The organism is Trinickia sp. NRRL B-1857 (assembly GCF_050470685.1).
Taxonomy (GTDB): Bacteria; Pseudomonadota; Gammaproteobacteria; order Burkholderiales; family Burkholderiaceae; genus Trinickia.
The window spans coordinates 712310-731074 of the sequence record NZ_JBFLUK010000001.1 but is presented as its reverse complement, the minus strand read 5'-3'; the positions used below and the strand labels follow the sequence as shown (position 1 = coordinate 731074).

Annotated in this window: 13 protein-coding genes; 6 read left to right on the top strand and 7 right to left on the bottom strand. The window is 63.1% G+C overall.

What is annotated here, in order from left to right:
* The first annotated feature begins 11 nt into the window (after positions 1-11).
* Positions 12-533, top strand: coding sequence for a hypothetical protein (locus tag AB1286_RS03300; protein ID WP_430361918.1), 522 nt, complete (start codon positions 12-14; stop codon positions 531-533).
* A 116-nt stretch (positions 534-649) separates the two neighbouring features.
* Here AB1286_RS03300 and AB1286_RS03295 read toward each other — a convergent pair whose 3' ends face one another.
* Positions 650-2089 carry a trypsin-like peptidase domain-containing protein gene (locus tag AB1286_RS03295; RefSeq protein ID WP_430361917.1) on the bottom strand — a complete coding sequence of 480 codons (1440 nt, stop codon included), beginning with the start codon at positions 2087-2089 and terminating at the stop codon, positions 650-652.
* A gap of 412 nt (positions 2090-2501) precedes the next feature.
* On the opposite strand from AB1286_RS03295, the gene AB1286_RS03290 reads away from it, so the two are divergent.
* Complete coding sequence (locus AB1286_RS03290; protein WP_430361916.1) at positions 2502-3395, top strand: flagellar brake protein; 894 nt, start codon at positions 2502-2504, stop codon at positions 3393-3395.
* An 18-nt stretch (positions 3396-3413) separates the two neighbouring features.
* Here the strand turns inward: AB1286_RS03290 and AB1286_RS03285 are convergent, their stop codons facing one another.
* From AB1286_RS03285 to AB1286_RS03260, 6 genes are all read right to left on the bottom strand, one after another.
* Positions 3414-3980 carry an AidA/PixA family protein gene (locus AB1286_RS03285; RefSeq protein ID WP_430361915.1) on the bottom strand — a complete coding sequence of 189 codons (567 nt, stop codon included), beginning with the start codon at positions 3978-3980 and terminating at the stop codon, positions 3414-3416.
* A gap of 172 nt (positions 3981-4152) precedes the next feature.
* Complete coding sequence (locus AB1286_RS03280) at positions 4153-6384, bottom strand: TOMM precursor leader peptide-binding protein (protein ID WP_430361914.1); 2232 nt, start codon at positions 6382-6384, stop codon at positions 4153-4155.
* 121 nt (positions 6385-6505) lie between these two features.
* Entirely contained in the window at positions 6506-6859 is a 354-nt protein-coding gene (locus tag AB1286_RS03275; protein ID WP_430361913.1) for a BMA_0021/BMA_0022 family TOMM bacteriocin, read from the bottom strand.
* A gap of 1 nt (position 6860) precedes the next feature.
* The gene (locus tag AB1286_RS03270; RefSeq protein ID WP_430361912.1) at positions 6861-7214 is read right to left on the bottom strand and encodes a BMA_0021/BMA_0022 family TOMM bacteriocin; all 354 of its coding nucleotides are present in this window, start codon (positions 7212-7214) and stop codon (positions 6861-6863) included.
* Positions 7211-11293, bottom strand: coding sequence for a TOMM system kinase/cyclase fusion protein (locus AB1286_RS03265; protein ID WP_430361911.1), 4083 nt, complete (start codon positions 11291-11293; stop codon positions 7211-7213). Before AB1286_RS03265 ends, AB1286_RS03270 begins: the two co-directional genes overlap by 4 nt.
* Positions 11294-11300: 7 nt before the next feature.
* On the bottom strand, positions 11301-12119 hold the full coding sequence (locus AB1286_RS03260; RefSeq protein ID WP_430361910.1) for an FHA domain-containing protein: 819 nt from the start codon (positions 12117-12119) through the stop codon (positions 11301-11303).
* Positions 12120-12537: 418 nt separating this feature from the next.
* On the opposite strand from AB1286_RS03260, the gene AB1286_RS03255 reads away from it, so the two are divergent.
* The 4 genes from AB1286_RS03255 (at position 12538) to AB1286_RS03240 (ending at position 18747) form a co-directional block, all read left to right on the top strand.
* Positions 12538-13563, top strand: coding sequence for an aldo/keto reductase (locus tag AB1286_RS03255; protein ID WP_430361909.1), 1026 nt, complete (start codon positions 12538-12540; stop codon positions 13561-13563).
* Between the two features lie 423 nt (positions 13564-13986).
* A complete protein-coding gene (locus tag AB1286_RS03250; RefSeq protein ID WP_430361908.1) occupies positions 13987-15372 on the top strand; it encodes an NCS2 family permease in 1386 nt (461 codons plus the stop codon).
* Between the two features lie 680 nt (positions 15373-16052).
* Positions 16053-17138, top strand: a complete 1086-nt coding sequence (locus AB1286_RS03245) for an NHL repeat-containing protein (protein WP_430361907.1) — start codon at positions 16053-16055, stop codon at positions 17136-17138.
* A gap of 277 nt (positions 17139-17415) precedes the next feature.
* Positions 17416-18747 carry an MFS transporter gene (locus tag AB1286_RS03240; protein ID WP_430361906.1) on the top strand — a complete coding sequence of 444 codons (1332 nt, stop codon included), beginning with the start codon at positions 17416-17418 and terminating at the stop codon, positions 18745-18747.
* Positions 18748-18765 lie beyond the last annotated feature (18 nt).

Genomic DNA, 18765 nt, shown 5'->3' with positions numbered 1-18765 from the left:
AAGGCAAAGCAATGTTGACACGCGTTTTTGGATGTTTATCGATTTCGTTGCTCGCGATGCAAGCCGCGCACGCCGCGGGGCTTTGCAAAGCCGAGGAGACGACGGTTTTCAGTTGCGAGCTGAAGCAGAATCACAAGACGGTATCGCTTTGCGCGTCGAAGAGCTTCACTGAGCAGGATAGTTTCCTGCAATATCGATTTGGCCAGCTCAGTAAGATCGAGCTTGTCTATCCGAAAGAGCTGAAAGATTCCTTGGCGCGATTCGGCTATGACGAATACTCGCGACCGGATCTGAGCACGTTCATCGTTGGCTTCAACAACGGCGGTTATCGCTACGAGCTGATGGAAACGACCGAAGGGGGTTCGGACGACGGTACGACCACTCGCAAGCTCGTGGTGACCTCGCTGGCCAAGAAGCGCAGCGTGGAAATGACCTGCCTCGACAATCAAAACACAGTGTCGGATATCACGTCACTTGACGGCGTGCTTAAGTGCGACAAGGAACACGAAATCGTGGACGGCGCTTGCCAGTGAGTGGTGGGCGAGTTGGCGGGCGGCTTGCACGCCAACTCGCGGATCGCTTCTCCCCGCGCCACATCCTTTCGTTCCATCCGCGTGCGATCTTGCGGTGAGCGTATCGCTCGCCCGCCCTACCGAACCGCAAGCGAAACGAACGTCCGTGTATCGTCACGCTGGATCAGAAGCGCCACTTCCTTTCCTGCGCGCGCAAGGACTTTATCCAACGCCTCGGGCGTTGCCACCGATTCGCTGTTGACCGACAACACGATATCGCCTGCTTGGATCCCGGCGTTCGCAGCGGCGCCAGTCGCTGCATCGACCACGACGCCGGCAGATAGCTCGGCCGTGCGCCGCTCGTCGTCGCTCAGTGCATGCACGCTGAGACCCAATCGCGCGAGCGCCCCCGCATCCGATACGACAACGGATTCTTTCGAATCGGCGCGTCCCGCGATGATCGTGGTCGTCAGCGACATCGTCTTTTTGTTGCGAACGATGGTTAGCGCGACCTTGGTGCCCGGCTGCAACGCGGAAATATAGTCGTTCAAATCCGCTTGGCGCTGGATCGGTTTGCCGTTGATCTGCGTGATTACATCGCCCGGTTTCAGACCGCTAGCCATACCGCCGCGCGCGCCCGACGACACGTCGGTCACAAGCGCGCCCATCTCTCGCGGCAAACCGAAGGCAGCGGCGAGTCCGGGATCGATGTCCTGCACGTGCGCCCCCAAGCTGCCGCCGGCGAGCTTGCCTTGTCCTTGCAATTGCGCACGCAGCCTCACGGCGGCCTCGATGGGGATCGCCAGCGTCAGGTTTCGATAGCGGCCATTGTCCGCATAGACTTGGACGGCGACGCCGATTACCGTGCCGTTGCGATCGAGCACGGGACCGCCCGAGTCGTCGGGCTCGGGTGCGATATCGGTCTCGAGTAGCGAGAAGGTCGAACCATCGGGCAAGGTATGCGGCGTCACGCTGACCAGCCCCGATGCGGCCGCGTTTTGCGGACCGTCCGGCGCGCCGATCGCCAGTACGCGCTCGCCCACGCGCGCGCGCGAGGAATCGCCGAGCCGCATAACGGGCAACTTCGACCCATGTTCGATCTGGAGCAAAGCGATATCGGTTTGCGGATCGACGGCAAGGACGTCGGCTTGAAATTGGCGCTTGTCCGTCAGCGTGACGGTCACTTGCTCGGCGCGGTTCACGACATGCGAGGTCGTGACGATCACACCATCCGCGCTGATGATGAAGCCGGAACCCGTACCCCATACGACGCGCGGCGTACTAGCGACGCTCGGCTGCGCGGGCGATGGCGTCCCTGTCCTGGCGAGCGCGAAGACGGGGTCGTCGGGATCGAGGCTATCGAGCCCAGGCGCGGCAACTTGCCGATCGGCTTGATCTGCGGCGTCGGGCGGCGCCGCGGTGCTGATGTTGACGACGGCGGGGCCGTAGCGGTCGACCATCGCAGCGAAGTCGATTTGCGCTAAAGCGGGCGAGGGCGGCGGCGCAGAAGGCGCGCGCGCGGCCTTCATCGGCGGCGCTCCCGTACGCGCGGCGTATGCCGCCCACGGAACAAGCATAACGCCGCCGAGCAACGCGATCGTCGCTGCGGTGCGGCGGACAGTTTGGCCTTTGGCCCTCGGTCTCTGGCTATTCACGGCTCACCCCCTGCACTGGTTGTTATGCGGGCGGCCGCGAGGACGGGTTATTGGTTTCCTTGTTGGTATGTCTAGGTCGGTCACCAGCGCAACCATTGTCATGCGCTCGCGATGGCTCGGCTGTGACCGACCGCACGATACGCATAACAAGTAGACGTTATCGATTCAATCGCCCGCGCGTATAAGCAAAGGCACGGGCCTAATGCGTAGCAGGTGCGAATTTGACGAACGTCAATGAACAACGAGCCCAAACATCATGTTGCTCGAAAATAGGGCGCCGATTGGAGTAGGATCGTATGAACAAATCATTGCGCTGCCTCGGCGGCACCGATCGATGAGCGAAACGCCCGAACCCATGCACCAGGAGCCCAGCGCCGAGGTACCGATTCCCATCGGAGAGCCCCTCGCTTGGCCGCTACTCGATCAGAACGGCACGCTGCTCGTGCGCGCCGGTTCGATCATCGCGAGCGAGGAGGAACGCCGCTTCCTCGTCGAACATTTTTCGTTTTATACAGGGGCCGCAAGGCCGATCACGAGCGCACACCCGAGTTCGGGCGACGCGCGCGGCGAGCCCATCACGCTCGCCCAGATGCGGCTCTCGATCGGCTCCCCAATCGGCATGCGCAGCTTCTTCGCGGCGACGAGTCCGATGCGGCGAAGCAGGGTCATCGGCTTCAGTCCCGACCGCTCGCTATTTGTGACGGCGCCGAGGGTGGGCAAGCTGCCGCTCGTTTTGTCGGTAGGAGAGAATGTCCAAGCGGTGGCGATCGGCGCGCATGCGGTCTATTCCTTCTCTTGTACGATTTTGGCGACCTGCGATCAGCCTTTCCACTATTTCGTGCTATCCGAGCCCGGTGCCGTGCGCTCCCTGCGCGAGCGCAAGGCGGCCCGCGTGCACACGCGGCTTGCCGTCCGTTACACCTCTGCGGGCTCGGACGGCGAGCTGCAAGGGCTCGGCCTCGGTCGCGATTTGAGCGTGCAAGGCATGTCGCTGTTAAGCCCGCATCCGATAGGCGAAATCGGCTCGAACGTACACGTTTCGTTTCCGATCAGCACCGCCCAACTCGATACGCAATTCGAGGCGGTAGCCGTCGTGCGCAACATGAAACACAGCGGTGCGGCGGACGGCTTGGTCGCATACGGGCTCGAATTCGAATCCGTGAGCGGCGACCAACAATTCGCGCTGCGCTCGTTCTTGTTCGATTGCTTGAGCGCGAACTCGCTCTAGCGTAGGCCGAGGGCTGGCTCATTGCCGCTCACCGAATGCCTGCGCCTGGTCGCCGTAAATCGTGATCGACGGGTCCCAATAGAAATATCCCTGTATGTTCAAGGCTGCGCCGCGCGAACCCTTGGCGACATAAAACCAGACCTGATAGCGCTCCATCCCCGTGCCTGTCACATGGCAATCCACGCTGTAACTAAGCGTGCGCGTGCCGTCGCCGTCGTGCGGATCGACCGTGCCGTCCGGTTGCAGACGCGGAAGCGCCCGCCAGGCGCGAGCGAGCCTCGGCTCGGCTGCCGCCGTGGTCGGCAGTCCCGCGAATCGTTGGAGTTTGTAGACGACGGCGTGCTGCGCGCCGTTACCCGGAAAGGAAACCGTCCGCCAGCGCATGATATCCCCCGCGAGGGCGGTCAGTGCCAGATCGGCGGTGGCTTGCGTCGCCAGATCTGGCACATGCCGCATGGCCGCTATTAAACAAGCATCGTCATGGTCGACAGCTGTCGGCGCATTCGGATTGCGGCTCACATTACGATATTTTTCGTTCAAAGCTTGTATATCGAACACGATCGCGACGTCGATTATTTTGTTCATTGGCCGGTCTCCGTCGCGCCTTCCCCGTAGCAAGGCTCCACTTCCGAAACCTCGTCGTACCGACGCGCACTTCGGCCGCCTCGGTCATCGGACGTGTCGCCTCCTGGAACACACGATATGGCAATGCGGAGTTAAATGCGATTACAATCGATTACACCGTGAGAATCGTGCGTCAAAGAAATAACAGCGCGCGGTTCAGTTCGGTTTCCGCATGCGGCTTCGCAAGCCAGCCTTGCCTGACGGGGACATCGTAAAGTCGCGGCGCGCCGAAGCGCGGCCAAAAGTGGCATAAGCCCGGCACGATCGTTTGCACGACGCTCAAGCCGATATCGGGCCGCGTCTTATCCACGACGAGCGCCTCCATTCCAAGCGCCGCGAGGCGCGCCACGCACGTTTGAACATCCTCGCGTAAATCGATGCCGCCGATCGGCAACCATGTCGTCGCATCGGTGGGCGGCTGGCCGGCCGCGGGGTGGAGGAAGCGATCCGACGAGAGCTTTTCTCGGTCCCAAGGCGGCGGCGCTTTGGCGGCGACGTCGAGCAATTGATTGACTTCGGTCAGCGCCCGTTGCAACGCAATACGAGGGTCGAGATGGCAACCGAAGCCGATAGAGAACCGTCCGCTCTCGGCGTGATGCGCGAGCGCGGCGAACGTCGGGATACGCAGATCGTGCGTGATGTCGATTGCCCAGAGTCGCCAGCCGATCGAGTCGTATTCGCGGCAAAGCGCATCGAAATACGGATCGTGGAAGCTTCCGATGTCGACGCCGGGACGTTCGAGCTGGTTGTACCACCAGATCGCCACCGCGTCGCGCTCGACAAGCTCGAGCAGCCCTTGCAACACCGCCTCCTCGAACGAGCTGCCCGCCGCACTGCCGTTGGGATTGTGCACGCAGACGTTCGCCGCCTGCATGTCGGGCGTTTCGGCGAAGCAATAGCTCAGCGGCACGAGCCGCTTCGCGCCGCCGCCGATCGGCCACGCCGGCGTCCAATCGATTACCTCGTCGAGGCCGAAGCGTGGCGGCACATGCTTGCGCACGTCGTCCGTCGTGGCGTTGATGGCTTCGCGCGCTTCGAACTGACGTTCGCTGAATTGTTGCAGCGCATTCGGAGGGATGGGTTCTCCCTCTTGTGCATCGTGCTGGGCCAATTGCCGGATGCTGCCTCGAACGGTCGCCTCGTCGCCTTGATAGACGCCACTAAAACGCTCGAGCGCTTCGCAAAGGGCGCTGACGCGGGCTTGCGCCTCGGTTGCGCCTTTGCCCGAGCAAATGCGGTCGAAGCGATTGCCGCGAGCCGGCGAACGCGGACAAACGACGTAGCCGGCGACATAGACGTAGCGCGAGCCGGCGTGTCGCCCCGGCATCGGGTGCAGGTAAGCGACCGCGCCCGTCAACGGAGAAACCAAGTGCCGATATCGCTCGAGGATCGTTTCGGCGTCCGCCTGCCGGTATCCGCCGGTGGGCCGGGCGCCAGTCAGGGCCGATGCCAGCGCGCGAGGGCGGAAGGCCTGCTCGCGCATGAGCGAAGGATTGCCGCAGCACGGGCACTGCGGGCGCTTAATCAATCGATGCCAAGCCGTCTCGAAGCTATCGGTGCGAACCGCCAATAGGTGGTTGCTCGCGTGCGCGCGCCTTATCGGATCGACGGCGAGCCGTTCCACGAACGAAACGACGAGCGACGCCAGCATATGCAGACTCGCGGTGCTACAGGCGACGGGCATACGGGCCGCGCGTTCGCCGTGACGGCGCGCGAGCAATGCTTGGACCGGCCGGTTCAGACCGATCCAATAGCGTACGCAAGCGATACAAGGGGAAGAGGCATCGCCTGTCGCGCCGAGTAGCGGACCGATGCAAGGCTGTACGCCCGTGGGACCCACGAGCAGCAAGCGGGCCCCGCGAGCGGCGGCTCGCTCGGCTGCGATCAGCAATTCGGGGCGCGTATAGCTGTCGCACAGCGCGATCACGAGCGTCGCCTCGGTCGTGAGTTCGATGCCGCATGCGCGTAAGGCCTCGATTTGAGGTGCGGGATCGACGCCGTAGGCTTCGACCTCCACCTGAAGGCCTTGCGTCGTTGCGCACGCGCGGTCGCCGTCGAGACCGGATCGCTCGTGATAGCCGCGTGCGGGATCGAGGATGTCGGGTTCGTCCGCCCGCAAATAACCGCGCTGAAGAAAGTGGTCGAGCGCGCGTAGGATGTCCCAGTCGGAAAAGCGCGGCGCCAGCGCGGCGAGGATCTGACCGATCGAGCGCGCATCGCGCACGTACTCGGCAAGCGCAGGGAAGATCGCGCCGTTCAGGACGGAACGCTTGAATTCGTCGACGATATAGAGCGTATCCGGGCCGTCGTCGAGCAGCAGCAGGTGCGGCTTGAAACGCAACTTGCGGGAGAGATCGTCGAGCATGCGCGCTCCGCTTCGATCGAACGCGCGCTGGCGCACGCGGGGTTCGTACTCGAGTCGCGGCGAACGCGTCGATCACGCGCTCGCCGCGACTCGAGTTTGTGGCTTCGCGGCTGCGCCGCGGCTAGCAGCAGGTGAACAGGTACGCGGGCCCCGCATCGTTATAGGCGGCGAGTGCGATCGGCTCCTCGACGACGTCGGACGGGCGTGTCGGAATGCCGAACGTCATCGTATGCGGCGGCAGGGACCAGGTGCGCGTCTTAGGGTCCCAGCCATACTTGGGACCGGGATCTTTCACTTTGAGCTCCAGCAGCCAAGGGGCTTCGTAGCCGAGATAACGTGCGAGCGCATCGGACGCGTCGGTGAGCAGCGCTTGTTTGAACTCGGGATCGCGCCAAGCCAAAGCGATCGCACGTAGGTAGACCTCTTGCAGTTCGAGCAAGGATTCGAAACTCGGGATGCCGTTGTTCGCTGCCATTTCAGTGCTCCGCCAAAGAGATGGGATTCAGGTGCTTAGCGTTGTATGCGGCAAGTGCCACGGTCATTTGATCGGCTTCGGGCGCCGGCGGAAAAACGAGTTCGAGCGCATTGAATTGATTCGTTTTCCAGCCGCCCGTGAGTCCGGGCATCCAGGTCGACGTATCGTTTTGCACTTTCAAGTTGACTTGCGCGGGGTACTCGTAATTGAAGCGTTCCTTCAGCGCGTGCTTCGGGTCCTCGCGCAACTCCGCGAGAAAGGCGGGATCGCGCCACGCGAGTGCGATCGCTTCGATGATGACGGCTCTAAACTCGAGAAACTGATCGTAAGACGGCAAGATCGTGGGTGAGGTCATTGCGCTTCTCCAGTGGTTGAATAGGCTGCTTCTTGCAGCATGCGCAGTTCTGTCTGCGCTATGTCGGCGATGTGCCGCATCGCACCCCGGCGGGCCGCGGCGATCGCTCGCACACAACTTTCTCGCGCGGCCAAAAACGATTTTTCGTCATGGCGTTCACGCAGATATCGCGCTTTCATGACGAGCAGTTGCGGTAGGTAGTAGCGTTCGCCTGTCGACTCCGACAGCGAAAGGCACTCGTCGAGCACGACGAGCGCATGAGCGAAATTGCCGCGTCGTACGTCCAATTCGGCGACGAGCGATGCATAGAACGTGAGACCGAGCATGCAGCCCGTTTGCTTGAGCGCATCCACGTTCGCGACCGCCGTCTCGAGATCGTCGACGCACCATGCCTGTAGGATCGCGGCGTAGCGTTCGACGGCGTTCAACCCGTAAATTCTCGACAGCTCCAAGATGGCCGACGACGTCACGCGCGCCCCTTCGCGGTCGCCGACCCATTGCTGCATGCGACCCATGTACATCATCGTCACGCCGATCGTGGGCAGGTGGTCGCTGCACGTGGCGGCGTGGACGGCGCTGCGGGCTTGTTCGACCGCGCGCGCGTCGTCGCCGTCGATGCACCACACCACGCCCGCGAGCGAGGACATGGCCCAGGCCCTCGTATCGAGCCCGAATATGCGGCGATGATCGTGGTCGCGCGCGGGGCGATAGGCGTCGAGCGCGGCTTCGAGTGCGCTTCGGGCCTGGGCGTACTCGCCGTCCACCCAATAGTTCATGGCGCAAATCGTGTCGGCGACGACCGCGAGATCGTCCCGGCCGGAGGTGCGCGCGAGGTGCGTCAGTTGCGCGCCGATACGATGCGACTCGCCGCGGTCGCCCGCCACGTGATGGTGCAAAGCGATCGTCCAAAGCGCGCTGCCGGCGAGTGTGGGATCTTGCAACGCGGCGGCCCGCGTGAGCATCCTATCGGCGCTCTCGCGTACGTGCGGCGCGCCCCATCCGTACCGGGCCATAAGTGCGTGCGAGAGCGTGAGATCGAGCGCGACGTAATCGCGATCGTGGCCCGGATAGTCGCACTGGCCTAGCCAATCGCGCGTGGTGCGGGCGTAATGGATCGCGTCGTCGTGCAACGCACGTTCCAGCGCACGTCGGGCCGCGGCCATGCCGAAGGGAACGGCTTCGGAAAACGCCTGCGCGCGCGCGAAATGCCCGGCGGTCGCCGCACAGCGTTCGAGTTGATCCGTCTCGTGCGCGCCATTCGACAGCGCTCTTGCGATGCGCAGATGACATGCGCGCCGCGCCGCGGCCGGCATCGATTCATAGGCTGCATCGCGTAGCAGCGCGTGCCGAAAGACGAATGCGACGCCGCTCAAGCGGTGCTGCGCGTAGAGAATGCGCCCCTCGAGCAAGCGCCGTAGATCGTCTTCGACGACCGACGAGCTGTGTGCGGATGCGCTCGTTAGCAAGCGCGCATCGAATTCCAAGCCGATCGCGGCGGCAAGTTGGACGGTATCGCGGGCGCCGTCCACGCGCTCGAGCGAAAGTTCGAGCACTTCGCGCAAGCTGCCGGGCAGCGGATCCGTCTCGACCGCCGCGGGCACCCCATCGGCTTCGGCATAGCGGGCGAATGCGCCGCGCGATTCGAGTTCTCGAACGAGTTCTTCGACAAAAAGCGGAATACCGTCCGCGCGACGCACGAGGCGGTCGAGCGAGCGCGGATCGACATCGATTCCCGGCATGAGCGCCGTGGCGAGTTCGTGCGCCGCGGCGCGCGGCAGTCTTCTGAGCGCGATGCGCTCCGCTCGATGCTTCCATCGCTCGAGTGCTTCGGGCCGTGAAGTCAGGACGACGCAAATGCGCGCCGAGCACGGATGACGCGTGAGCGCATCGAGAAAATCGATCGTGACGTCATCGATCCACTGCACGTCTTCGACGATGAGCAGGACCGGGCCGTCCGGGCTCAGCGACGCGAGAAGCTGGCACAGCATATCGAAGAGCGCATGTTGCTGCCGTGCGCCGGACCACCGCGACAGGTCCGCGCCGAGCGGCCGGCCGAGCCATGCCGCAAGCGTCGCTCGGGCCGCGGCCTGCTCGCTTTGATCGAGCTGCAATACATGCTGGAGCGCAAGCAGCGGGTCGCTAGCGTTAGGGTCTTCGACGTCGAGGTGCCATCGCGTCTTCACGAAGCGAAGGAGCGGTGCTAGCGCGTGGTTCGTCTGATCGGGAAGACAGGCGCAATCGGCATAGCCGTGGCCGCGCGAACGCACGGCTTCGCGCAGTTCGTGGACGAGACGCGATTTGCCCATCCCCGCATCGCCGACGACGAGCGTCATCCGCTGTGGGCCGGCGCTCGTGCGAACGTTGGATTGCACGCTTTCCCATGCGCGCATCAACGCGGCCAATTCGCGCTCGCGGCCCACCATCGGATGCGCGGCGCCGTGCTCGAGGGCGTCGAACGGCGCATGCTCGTAGCGCTCGCCCAACAATTCGCGCACCGGTTGCGGCGGCGTGCCGGGAAGCACGAAGCGAAGCGGCAGCGATACCGAATCGACATGGCGCTCGACGCGCCGGGCGGCCTGCTCGCTAAGCAAGATGTGCCCAGGCTGCGCCATCCGCTGCAAGCGCACGACGGCACCCGCCGTGATTCCGCCGTGCATCGTGCCGGCGTGGGATGCGATGGTGCCGGTGTGGATCGCGGCGGCGATCTCGACTCGCATGGCAGGTGCGTCGGGTGCGACCGATATCGACTGCGTGTCCGGGGGCGCGGGGCGCCCGGTCGACTGCGCCGCATGACGGGTCATTTCGAGTGCCGCGCGGCAGGCGCGTTGAGCGGGGCGATCGATCCCGTCCGGATAACCGAAGTAAAAGAGCAGCAAGTCGCCGAGCATGCCGGCCGCGTGCCCGCCATACCGGATCGCAATGTCGGTGCAACGCGTAAGCCATTGCGCTTGATAGGCGTCGAGCGATTCTTCTGGCAGGCCTTGCGTATCGGCCGCTTCTTCAGCGGCGATCGAGACGCTACAGCAAAGCGCGGTAACTTGACGGCACTCGGCGGCCGGCTCCGTCGTCGCTTTGGGCGCGTCGGGCTCTTGCCGCGTCAACGCGGCGGGCGGGCGACGAGCGGGACGATAGCGCAGCGCACCGACCAGCGCGGCAAAATGCACGGCGCGAAACCGGGCCGCGAGGGCTTCGGCCGATTCGGCGCGCTGCTTCGGATCTTTGTTGAGCGCTTCGCGCAACACGGCGCCAAGCGGATGCGCGGCGATGGCGGGCGGCAAGCCGACGTCGACGGGGCTCAATTGCTGATAGAGAATGTCGGCGACCGTCGATCCCTGCATGACCGGTTGTCCCGTCAAGCATTCGATGACGACCAGGCCCCAGGCGTAGAGGTCGCTTTTTGCCGTGGGGGGCTCGCCGCGCAGTTGCTCGGGCGAGCAATATTGCGGCGAGCCCAGTACTTCGTCGGTCCGCGTGAGCGTGAGCTCGTCCCCGAGCTGTGCGTTCGGAAGCAGCGCGCCAATGCCGAAGTCGAGAATCTTGGCTTGGAGCGCGCCGTCGACGCGCGTCACCATCACGTTTTGCGGCTTGAGGTCCCGGTGAACTACGCCGCCGCGGTGGGCATGCGCGAGTCCGTCGAGCACCTGCGCCATCAAATGGCCCGCGGTCTCGGCCGGCAACGGACCGTCCGCCGCGAGCATTGCGCGCAAGGTTTGGCCCGGCACGTGTTCGAATACCGCGAAGAGCCGCCCGTCGGACGTCTCGCCGTTATCGAGCAATGCAACGATATGGGCATGCGTGAGCCGCGCGCATAGCTGCGTCTCGCGGCGGAAACGCGCGCGCAAGCGCGTGCGCTCGTCCGCATCGCGCGTGGCATCCTCGCGCAATAGCTTGATGGCGACGCGCTCCCCGGTGTCGACACGCCAGGCTTCGTATACAACGCCTGTGGCCCCTTCGCCGAGCGGCGCGCCGACCCGGTAACGGTGCGTGGCGACGAGTGGCGCATCGGGCGGCGCCGGTATGGCGGGCAGCGGTCCGGCAGGTCCTGGCGCGGCGCCTAGGAGGGCGGGAGCACGAGACATGGCGGGCTCAGCTCGCCGAGGCGCGCGCGACTTCGGATGCGGCGAATGATAGCGGCGGGGCCCAGGTTCCGGGCGCATCGTCCACGGGCGATTGGCATTCGAGCAGATCGGCGCGCACGATACTGAACGGCAGGGCGCCGAAACGCACGCCTCCGCGCCGGCGTTCCACCAATTCCGGCGAGCCGGGTGTCAGCACGGCGCCGAATTGCATCCGCGCGCGATGAATCTGAACGTTCACATGCGACAGGTCGAGACCGAGCATGTGCGCGAGCGCGCCGAGCTCGACCCATCCCTGCGACGCGTTGTCATATCCGGCCAGGGCATCCGCGTGGCGCTTGCGCGCAAGCGTCACGAGGCAATAGTGATGCGCACGCATACCGAGATCGAGCGCCGCGCCGCGCGTATGCAAGATGGCCGCGACATGTTCTTCGTCGCGGCTCACGTGCAGTTCGATTCGCTGTGCGCTCGGCTCGAACTGAGCGAGGCGGGGCAGTGCGGCGGTCGTGTCGTGCGCGGGGGCGTCGGCCGGTGCATCGAGATTCGATACGCGCCATGGCGCGCAGCTTGGGCTGCCGAAATGGATCACGTCGCCGAGTTGCAAAACGACGTGCCGGCCCTCGCCGACGAATGTGCCCCCGACCAGCGCGCCGTTGCGGCCGTGAATATGCAATTCCCATCGGGGGGCGTTCCAGCGAAGGGTGGCATGAATGCGCGATACGAAGGGAAGTGCAATAACGGTGTCACAACGCGTTGCGTCGCGGCCGAGGACATGCGTTGCCCTCAGCAAGCATGATTGCCCCGTCAGCTCGCTTTTTAGAATTGCCATTTCCCTACGCCCTTAGTGAACGCGCGGGCCGCGCCGCACGGATGGGCGACTCCGTCAGTGGATTCGACGAAATCCCTATAGATGGACTTTGATCATAGGAAAGACGGAACCTGTCGGCAAGGTGTAATTGCGTGTAATGCGTTTTGCCTACAGGGTGGTCTATCTTTCGCTCCGCCCGGGCGGGAGATCGATTGGCGGGTTTTTCAGGGAATGAGCCAATTGCGGGGGCGAATTAGTTTCTCTCGTTATCAAACCCCATATTCCCCTCGTATGGAATTGCGCCGGACATTTCGAAAAATCCCCCATGCATAGGGCGGGTTCAGTACGGCATCGCCCTAGGGCATTCCCGGAGTGCTTGCGAGCAGATTTGCCCCGATTGCGGTAGCCTAGCCCCTCGTTCTTCGTTAAGGGGGGCAGCATGGAATATCGGCATCTCGGCGCGTCGGGATTGACAGTCCCGGTGCTCAGTTTCGGTACGGGCACGTTCGGCGGCAAGGGCGAGTTGTTCAAAGCTTGGGGTGAGACGGATGTCGCGGAGGCGCGCCGCCTGATCGATATCTGTCTAGACGCCGGTGTGACGATGTTCGATACCGCCGACGTTTATTCGCGCGGCGCGTCGGAATCGATTCTCGGCGAAGCGCTAAAGGGCCGCCGCGACCAAGTGCTCGTATCGACCAAGGCGACGTTTCGGTTCGACGACGAGCCGAACAACGTCGGCTCGTCTCGCCATCATTTGATCAAGACGGTGGACGCCTCGCTCAAGCGGTTGCAGACCGACTACATCGACTTGTTCCAGCTTCATGGTTTCGATGCGAAAACGCCGGTGCAAGAGGTGCTGTCCACGCTCGACGATCTCGTGCGCGCGGGCAAGATTCGCTATACGGGGGTGTCGAATTTCTCCGGCTGGCATTTGATGAAGTCGCTCGACGTGGCCGATCGCCACGGCTATCCGCGCTACGTCGCGAATCAAACGTATTACTCGCTGATCGGCCGCGACTACGAATGGGAGTTGATGCCGCTCGGGCTCGACCAAGGCGTGGGGGCCGTCGTTTGGAGCCCGCTCGGCTGGGGGCGGCTCACCGGCAAGATCCGTCGCGGCCAACCGATTCCGGCCGTGAGCCGGCTGCACAAGACCGCCGATTACGGACCGCCGGTGCCCGACGAATATCTCTATCGCGTCGTGGATGCGCTCGATGCGATCGCCGAAGAGACGGGCAAGACCGTCGCGCAGATCGCGCTCAATTGGCTGCTGCAACGCCCGACCGTTTCCACGGTTTTGATCGGCGCGCGCAACGAGGAGCAACTGCGGCAGAACCTAGGCGCCGTCGGCTGGAATTTGACCGCCGAACAAGTCGCACGACTCGATGAGGCAAGCAAGGTCCGCCCTGTGTACCCGTATTGGCACCAGGAAGGATTCGCGGAGCGCAATCCTTCGCCGGTGTAACGCACTCGCACTCTGTCCCTCCAAATCAAGGCCACGCACGCCCGCACTCGCGGGCGTGTTTGATCGGCACTGCCAAATAATCGTCATCACGGTTTCACACTAGGCGTAAACACGCGGTCCGCGGCGATGAAACCCCGGTTTCATGGGGATATAAGCGCTGTGACATGTGCTGCATGTTCCTCCTCTGATAGGCCGGCCACGGCCCTTCATCTAACCTTCGCAACGGCGAAGTGCGAATGACGTGGCGATAAAAGAGCGCGTCGTATGGCGCTAAAACGACCAGGCCACGGTGTCGAAGCGATGAGGCGCTCATACGCCCGTCCGATCCCCAGACGTTGCCGACCAGCCTAAACCTACTAGATCCGAGACAAACCTGACGACGGTTGCAAGGCCGTTTCAGCACGCTGATAAAGGAGCAAGCTCATGAGTGATACCCCCGCGCAGTCGACGGTCCGCGTCGGCGCTAGAGACGATTTCGGCCATATGGGTGTCATCGATCGATATTTCGGGATTTCCGCGCAGGGCAGCACGCAGCGTCGTGAAATCGTCGCGGGTATTACGACCTTCCTCGCGATGGTCTATTCGGTGTTCGTCGTACCGGGCATGCTGGGCAACGCGGGGTTCGACACGAGCGCCGTTTTCGTCGCCGTCTGCCTGACGACTGCGTTCGGTTCGCTATTGATGGGGCTGTGGGCGAAGCTGCCGATCGCCATCGGTTGCGCGATCTCGCTTACGGCATTCACCGCGTTCGGTCTCGTGCTCGGCAAGGGCATCTCGCCCGCCGTCGCGCTCGGCGCCGTTTTCTTGATGGGGCTTGTGTTCACGGCTATCTCCGTCACCGGGGTACGCTCATGGATCTTGCGCAATCTGCCCGCGGGCGTCGCGCATGGCACGGGTATCGGCATTGGGCTCTTCCTGCTCTTGATCGCGTCGAACGACGTCGGCCTCGTGATCAAGAACCCGGGCGGCGGCTTGCCGCTCGCCCTCGGGCATGTCAGCGCGTTCCCCGTGATCATGTCGGTAATCGGTCTGGCCTCGATCTTCGGCCTTGAAAAGCGCCGCGTGCCCGGCGGCATCTTGCTCGTCGTGGTGGGCATCTCGGCGATCGGCTTGGCCCTCGATCCGAGCGTGAAGTATCACGGCGTGTTCGCGCTGCCTTCGCTGAGCTCGGCGGGCCACGCTTCGTTGATCGGCGCGATGAATATCAAAGGCGCCTTGTCGGTGGCGGTGCTGCCGAGCGTCTTTGCGCTCGTGATGACGGCCGTGTTCGATGCGACCGGCACAATTCGCGCCGTGGCGGGGCAAGCGGGCCAGCTCGACGAGACCGGTCGCATCATCAATGGAGGCCGCGCGTTGACGGCCGATTCGTTGAGCTCGATCTTCTCGGGCTTTCTCGGCGGCGCACCGGCGGCGGCTTATATCGAGTCGAGCGTAGGCGTGGCAGCCGGTGCGAAGACGGGTTTGGCTGCCGCCGTCGTCGGCTTGTTGTTCCTCGTCGTGATGTTCTTCTCGCCGCTCGCCGGTCTCGTGCCCTCGTACGCGACGGCGCCCGCGCTGATGTATGTCGGTCTGCTCATGCTCTCGAACGTGAGCAAGCTGCATATGGACGACACGATCGATGCCATGTCCGGACTCGTCACCGCGGTCTTCATCGTGCTGACGGCCAATATCGTGACGGGCATCATGCTCGGCTTCGCGACGCTCGTGATCGGGCGTCTGGTCAGCGGCGAGGTTCGCAAGCTCAATGTCGGTACGGTGTCGATCGCGATCGTGTTGGTCGCGTTCTACCTCGGCGGCTGGGCTATTTAGAAACCATTCATCGCGCTGCGCCGCATCGTCGGCGCTGCGCCGACTCAAGGTAGTCTCCTCCGCCATCTGTCTCGTTGGTGGACCTCAAGCCCGGAAACGTGTGTTTCCGGGCTTTTTTATCGCGCCCTCTAGGGCAGGGCGGCTTTTCAGTGCGACCAATACGGCTCGCTCACAGTTTGTCAATCCCCGATTGTCGAGCGCGTATCGTTTTTGACGAAGCCGTACACGGGGCATATCGCGCAGTGCTATATTCGGCACCAAATGAGTCGAAGAACTCTTACAAAGTGTCCGTGAGACCGTTAATGACCCAATGCCATTCCGGGGCGTAGATAGATGCTAAGCGGTAGACCAATCGTTCGATGCGTCGCGCAATGCGACGGCTTCATCGGCAAGCTTTCCAATACCTTAATACGCAAAAGCCGCGGACATCGCGCGCCTATAGGCCAGCGGTCGCGGCGGATCGATACGCCGCGTGCGCGCGTGCCCACCTGACGTTGTCGATCCGGCTGGCGTGCGGCCGAATCGAGCATTTCCGAAAGCAGCACCCTTGCGATTGCAATTCGTTATGTCCTCGATTTATATCGAGCGGCGTATGGATGAACGCGGGTGCGTTTATAAAGTCCATCGGGGCGCAATAGAGAGAAGCCCCGTTTATTCGATGCATAAAGGAGCATTACCCCATGCGCACTCATCCCTCGTTGCGCCGAGCCGGCGAATTCGCCGCGGCGGCTGTTCTCGCGTTTTCGCTGACCGCATGCGGCGGCGGCAATTCGTCCGTTAGCGCTTCTTCGGGAAGCGCGCCGGCCGCGAGCGTCACGGTGGAGCAAGTATCGACGCTCGCGGGAACGGGTACGTGGGGGGCCGCGAACGGGCAGGCCGCGGTAGCGACCTTCAACGACCCGTGCGGTGTATTCGTCGATGCGGCGGGCAATGCCTATGTGGCCGATACCGGCAACCATCTCATCCGCAAGATCGACGCGAGCGGAAACGTGACGACGCTGGCGGCGACGACGCATTTCGATTTTCCGAATGGGCTCACCGTGGATGCTAGCGGGAACGTCTATATCGCCGATTCGGGCGATAACCTGATCCGCAAGATGGATCCGAACGGCAATGTGACCACGCTCGCGGGTTCGAGCACTGGGGGGGCGGCCAATGGACGAGGCACCGCCGCTTCGTTCAACTTCCCGACGGGCTTGGCCGTCGATGCAAGCGGAAACGTATTCGTGGCCGACATGGGCAACAACCTAATCCGCAAGATCGATCCGAGCGGCAACGTGACCACGCTTGCGGGCTCCGGCGCCCAAGGATCCGCTAACGGATTGGGTACGACCGCTTCGTTCAAGTCGCCGCGGGGGCTCGCCCTTGATGCGAGCGGCAATCTCTACGTGGCCGATTCCGGAAACAACGTGATTCGCAAAATCGATGCGAGCGGCAACGTGACGACGTTCGCCGGTTCGGGCGCTAAAGGTTCCGTCAATGCGCAAGGCACGGCCGCATCGTTTAGCGCGCCGTCCGGCGTGTCCCTGGACACGAGCGGCAACGTGTACGTCGCGGATAGCGGAAACAACCTGATTCGCAAGATCGACGCGGCCGGTAACGTGACGACGCTTGCAGGCTCGGGCGCGCAAGGGATGACGAACGGCCAGGGCGCGAGCGCCTCGTTCTACGATCCCGAGGGCATCAATGTCGACGCGGCCGGCAATGTCTATGTGGCCGATACGTTGAACAACGTCATCCGCAAGATCGTCGCGACTCACTCGTAATCGCTAGAACATGCAGGAAGGGCGCCTTGCCGTTATCGCGCGGCGAGGCGCCGCGCCGCCACGTCCTCGCGCTTTCCAAACTGAAACAGTTTTCCCTCTTTTGTCCCATAACGGATTGCGCTTCCCGTTTTCTCTTGAAGCCTAGATTTCGGCTCGGTACATAGAAAGAACCGACCGAGTCGCGCTCAGCCACACTTCGCCGCCCGGGACGACCATTGCCCCGGAGGAGACGACCAAGGGGCCCACGAATACGGACATCCATTGGAGGAGCCGTTTCATGAGATCCGATCCCCGTATCGATTCCCGCATGATTCGCCGCGTCGCACTGGCCAGTGTGATCGGCGCGACGGTCGAGTGGTACGACTTTTTTCTCTACGGCGTAGTGGCCGGCATCATTTTCAACAAGCTGTATTTCCCGAGCGGCGATCCGCTCGTGTCCACGCTGCTCGCCTACACCACGTTCGCCGTGGGATTCGTTACGCGCCCCGTGGGCGGCGTCCTGTTCGGACACTTCGGCGACCGCATCGGCCGCAAGTCGGCGCTGATCCTCACGCTGTTCATCATGGGTGTTTCGACCGCCGGTGTCGCGTTGGTGCCGACCTACGCGCAGATCGGCATATGGGCGCCGATCGCGCTCCTGTCGCTGCGCGTGCTGCAAGGTATCGGACTCGGCGGTGAATGGGGTGGGGCGGTATTGATGGCCTACGAGTATGCCCCGCCTGAAAAGCGCGGCTTGTACGCGAGCCTGCCACAGATCGGCTTGTCGATCGGCCTATGCCTGGCCTCCGGCATGGTCGCGGCCGTCTCGCATCTGCTCTCCGAAAGCGCATTCTTCGCATGGGGTTGGCGCCTCGCGTTCGGCGCCTCGCTGTTGCTCGTCATGATCGGCCTCTACATTCGCCTGAAAGTGATGGAAACGCCGGAATTCATGGCGTTCAAGCGCTCGCGCCGCGAGGCGAAACTGCCGTGCCTCGAAATGCTCGCGAACTATCGCCGCGAGTTGTGGGTCGGCATGGGCGCACGTTACATCGACGGCGTCTTTTTCAATATCTTCGCGGTCTTCTCGATCGGCTACCTCACGCAACACATCGGGATGGAACGCACCGACGCACTCGTCGGCGTCATGATGGCCGCGCTCGTCATGTGCTTTTTTATTCCGCTGTTCGGCGCGCTGTCGGATCGCATCGGCCGCGCCCGGGTTTATATGTGGGGATCGCTGCTGTGCGGTGCGGCGGTCTATCCCGCGTTCTGGTTGATCGAGCGTCATCCGGGCAATACTGCGTTGATTTGGCTGGCGATCGTTATACCGTTCGGTATTTGCTACGCGATGGTCTATGGTCCCGAAGCCGCGCTGTTCTCCGAACTGTTCGACGCTAGTGTTCGTTATACGGGCATCTCTTTCGTCTATCAGTTTTCGGGGATCTTCGCGAGCGGCTTGACGCCGATCATTGCCACGGCGCTTTGGAAGATGAGCGGCGGCAAGTGGTGGACCGTATGCGCCTATGTGTTGTTTTCGGCGCTCGTGTCGGCCTACTCGGCACGCGCGATCGAACGTGGCCGCAGCGCACATGCGGCCTCGGGCGACGAGCATGCCGTGAGCGCGTCGTAACGCAGCGACGAGCCGGCG

Excerpts from the sequence above, each read along its gene's own strand:
- AB1286_RS03300 (WP_430361918.1), top strand. The coding sequence starts at position 12 with ATGTTGACACGCGTTTTTGGATGTTTATCGATTTCGTTGCTCGCGATG.
- AB1286_RS03295 (WP_430361917.1), bottom strand. The coding sequence starts at position 2,089 with ATGCTTGTTCCGTGGGCGGCATACGCCGCGCGTACGGGAGCGCCGCCG.
- AB1286_RS03290 (WP_430361916.1), top strand. The coding sequence starts at position 2,502 with ATGAGCGAAACGCCCGAACCCATGCACCAGGAGCCCAGCGCCGAGGTA.
- AB1286_RS03285 (WP_430361915.1), bottom strand. The coding sequence starts at position 3,980 with ATGAACAAAATAATCGACGTCGCGATCGTGTTCGATATACAAGCTTTG.
- AB1286_RS03280 (WP_430361914.1), bottom strand. The coding sequence starts at position 6,384 with ATGCTCGACGATCTCTCCCGCAAGTTGCGTTTCAAGCCGCACCTGCTG.
- AB1286_RS03275 (WP_430361913.1), bottom strand. The coding sequence starts at position 6,859 with ATGGCAGCGAACAACGGCATCCCGAGTTTCGAATCCTTGCTCGAACTG.
- AB1286_RS03270 (WP_430361912.1), bottom strand. The coding sequence starts at position 7,214 with ATGACCTCACCCACGATCTTGCCGTCTTACGATCAGTTTCTCGAGTTT.
- AB1286_RS03265 (WP_430361911.1), bottom strand. The coding sequence starts at position 11,293 with ATGTCTCGTGCTCCCGCCCTCCTAGGCGCCGCGCCAGGACCTGCCGGA.
- AB1286_RS03260 (WP_430361910.1), bottom strand. The coding sequence starts at position 12,119 with ATGGCAATTCTAAAAAGCGAGCTGACGGGGCAATCATGCTTGCTGAGG.
- AB1286_RS03255 (WP_430361909.1), top strand. The coding sequence starts at position 12,538 with ATGGAATATCGGCATCTCGGCGCGTCGGGATTGACAGTCCCGGTGCTC.
- AB1286_RS03250 (WP_430361908.1), top strand. The coding sequence starts at position 13,987 with ATGAGTGATACCCCCGCGCAGTCGACGGTCCGCGTCGGCGCTAGAGAC.
- AB1286_RS03245 (WP_430361907.1), top strand. The coding sequence starts at position 16,053 with ATGCGCACTCATCCCTCGTTGCGCCGAGCCGGCGAATTCGCCGCGGCG.
- AB1286_RS03240 (WP_430361906.1), top strand. The coding sequence starts at position 17,416 with ATGAGATCCGATCCCCGTATCGATTCCCGCATGATTCGCCGCGTCGCA.